The sequence below is a fragment of the Rhizobium sp. P1_E1 genome (assembly GCF_056406015.1).
Map to the genome: position 1 here is coordinate 1 of NZ_JBFUAY010000343.1, position 3,547 is coordinate 3,547.

The 3,547-nt window shown below is 55.9% G+C and carries 2 protein-coding genes and 1 pseudogene; all 3 read left to right on the forward strand.

Annotated elements, in window-relative coordinates; all coding sequences use genetic code 11:
• Nucleotides 1-298 (forward strand): annotated as a pseudogene (locus tag AC1D1Z_RS35310) (transcription termination factor Rho); the annotation flags it as partial.
• Between the two features lie 106 nt (nt 299-404).
• Nucleotides 405-1,724, forward strand: a complete 1,320-nt coding sequence (gene mnmE, locus AC1D1Z_RS35315) for a tRNA uridine-5-carboxymethylaminomethyl(34) synthesis GTPase MnmE (protein ID WP_112905589.1) — start codon at nt 405-407, stop codon at nt 1,722-1,724.
• A 70-nt stretch (nt 1,725-1,794) separates the two neighbouring features.
• On the forward strand, nt 1,795-3,547 hold a 1,753-nt coding region (gene mnmG / locus AC1D1Z_RS35320; protein WP_477853427.1), incomplete at its 3' end, for a tRNA uridine-5-carboxymethylaminomethyl(34) synthesis enzyme MnmG.

The window sequence follows — 3,547 nt, forward strand, 5'->3', positions numbered from 1 at the left end:
GATCGATACTGGTAGCCGCATGGACGAAGTGATCTTCGAAGAATTCAAGGGTACGGGCAACTCGGAAATCGTCCTCGATCGCAAGGTCGCCGATAAGCGCATCTTCCCCGCTATGGACATTCTGAAGTCCGGCACGCGCAAGGAAGATCTTCTCGTTCCACGCCAGGATCTGCAGAAGATCTTTGTGCTCCGCCGCATCCTTGCTCCAATGGGCACGACCGATGCGATCGAATTCCTTATCGACAAGCTGAAGCAGACGAAGAACAATTCCGACTTCTTCGATTCGATGAATACGTAATCCTTAGCCGGATTCATTCTATAAGAGCTGGGGGCATCGTCATGATGTCGCCAGCTTTTCTATTTGAGAGGAATCACGTTCGATTCCAACCGACGGACCAGGCGATATGGCCATGTTGAATGATACCATATATGCGCTATCGAGCGGTGCTCCACCTTCGGGCGTGTCAGTCATTCGAATCAGCGGTCCCCTGACCAGAGATATATTGGCGAGGCTTGTCGGATCAGTTCCGGCAGCCCGGCACGTATCTCACCGAACGATTCGGACTCGTAACAACCAGCCGATCGATAGCGGCCTGGTGCTGTTTTTTCCTGCCCCTCATTCGTTTACCGGTGAGGATGTCGCTGAGCTGCAGATCCATGGCAGCAAAGCCGTATTGGCGGCGCTGTTTCACGCGCTTGGCGAAATTCCAGGTGTTCGGATGGCGGTTGAGGGTGAGTTCTCCCGCCGGGCTTTTGAGAACGGCAAACTTGATCTCGTCGAGGTAGAGGGGCTGGCAGACCTCATTGGTGCCGAGACTGAAATGCAGCGACGCCTTGCGGTCGAACATAGCGCAGGCGGGCTTTCCACAATTTACGATTCGTGGGCGGAACGATTAACGCGCGCTCGGGCGCTGATTGAGGCCGAACTTGATTTCCCCGACGAGGATGACGTTCCGGGGTCAGTATCGGATATGGTCTGGGCCGATATGGAGAAGCTGCGCAACGATATCCAGCATCACCTGGCCGCAGCTTCGGCGGGCGAAATTATCAGGGATGGCTTCAAGGTGGTCATCGCCGGGGCTCCGAACGCCGGRAAATCAAGCCTGTTGAACGCCTTGGCGCGTCGTGACGTCGCAATCGTGACGGAGATTGCCGGAACCACCCGCGACGTCCTGCAGGTTGATCTCGATATTGATGGCTATCTGATTAAGCTTTATGACACTGCTGGACTTCGGCAGGCGGACGACCGTGTCGAAATGGAAGGCGTGCGGCGGGCGCGTATTGCGCTTCGCGATGCCGATCTTGTTCTGCTGCTGGTTGACATGGCGAAGCCTCAGATACCCGATGACTTGGAGCAGACCTCTCCACATGTTACTGTCGGGACAAAGAGGGATCTCATCGATATTTCCACGGATCGGTATGATCTGGAGATTTCGACGGCGACGGGTGTCGGTTTGCCGGAACTGCGACGGTTGATCGGCAATATTGTCGAGAAACGTTTCGCCGGTCTGTCCATGGCGATTCCCAGCCGGCAGCGGCATAAAGATTCGCTAACGAAATGTTTAGCAGCGCTCGAGGCGGCGTTATCGCAGACAGATGTGAATCTCGAACTGCGGACCGAGCAGCTGCGAATTGCCGCAGAGTATTTGGGCAGAATTACCGGAAGAGTGGATGTCGAACATCTGCTCGGGGTGATCTTCTCGGAGTTTTGTATCGGCAAATGATTCACGTGAAACCCTGGGCGTCAGCTTGCCTTGGTTTCACGTGAAACGTCCGCCGGATGTGGAGTCTTGAATGACGGATAATGCCTTCGATGTGATTGTGATAGGTGGCGGCCATGCGGGCTCGGAGGCTGCCAGCGCAGCTGCGCGCCTCGGGGCGAAAACCGGCCTGATTACGCATAGACGAGACACGATCGGCGTCATGTCGTGTAATCCGGCGATCGGCGGGCTTGGCAAGGGCCATCTGGTTCGGGAAATCGACGCGATGGACGGTCTGATGGGACGCGTCGCCGATGCCGCGGGCATTCAGTTCAGGATGCTGAACAAGAAGAAAGGGGCCGCTGTCCGAGGACCGCGGACCCAGGCCGATCGAAAGCTTTATCGCTTGGCAATGCTGGCGGCGATCGAAGCGACGCCTGGCCTGGATATCATCGAAGGCGATGCGTTTGATCTAGAAGTTGTCGATGGTCGCGTCGCTGGCGTGATCATGAAGGATGGTCGGATCTTGAAAGCGCCAGCGGTGGTTTTGACCACTGGTACCTTTCTGCGCGGCCTTATTCATATCGGTTCGGAAAAGACACCGGCCGGGCGTGTCGGTGAACCACCGTCGATCGGCTTGTCTGCTACCCTCGGCCGCTTGGGATTGCAGTTGGGACGTCTGAAGACCGGAACACCAGCGCGGTTGGATGGAAAGACGATCGACTGGCAATCCGTCGGTGGACAAGGGGCTGACGAGGAGCTTGTTCCTTTCTCCTTCATGACCGATGCGATTACCACCCCACAGATCGAATGCGGCGTCACCAGAACGACCGAAGCGACCCATCGCATCATCGTCGACAATATTATGCGCTCGGCAATGTATTCTGGGCAGATCGAAGGCGTCGGGCCCCGTTATTGCCCGTCTATCGAAGACAAGCTGGTGAAATTTGGAGAGCGGGATGGACATCAGGTCTTTCTCGAGCCCGAGGGGCTGGACGATGACACAGTTTATCCCAACGGGATTTCAACCTCCTTGYCGGCGGAAGTACAGGCCGAATTCATTAAAACGATCCCGGGTCTGGAAGTGGCAAGAATACTGCAACCGGGCTATGCGATCGAATATGATCATGTCGATCCGAGAGAGTTGACGCCATCGTTGGAGGTCAAGCGGCTGAGAGGCCTGTTTCTCGCCGGCCAGATCAATGGCACCACCGGATATGAAGAGGCAGCCGCTCAGGGGCTCGCAGCCGGGTTGAATGCTGCTTTGCGAAGCAATGATTCGGATCCGTTTCATTTTAGTCGGACAAGCTCCTACATCGGCGTCATGATTGACGATCTCACGTCACGCGGCGTTACGGAGCCGTATCGTATGTTTACATCGCGTGCAGAGTATCGACTGACTTTGCGCGCTGACAATGCCGATATGCGTTTAACGCCCCTGGCCATGCGGCTTGGATGTGTAAGTGGCGAGCGGGCGCAGCGATTCACATCCTATCAGTCAGAAATTGAAAGTGGTCGGGCGCTGTTGCAGTCGCTGACGATTACACCGAATGAGGCGCGACGCGCCGGCCTAAATATCAATCTGGATGGGCAGCGCCGAACCGCCTATGATTTGCTATCTTATCCAAATTACGATTTTTCCGCGCTCCGGCATGTCTGGCCAGAGACGCTTGGCGCGATGAGGCCGAAAGTTGCGGAAGCGTTGGAAATCGAGGCGGGCTATTCGGTTTATCTGGATCGGCAAGCGACGGCGATTGCTGATCAGCAGCGCGACGAAGACCGACAGATCCCACTTACTTTCAATTATGACGCACTTTCCGGACTCTCCAACGAGCTTAAGGCAAAGC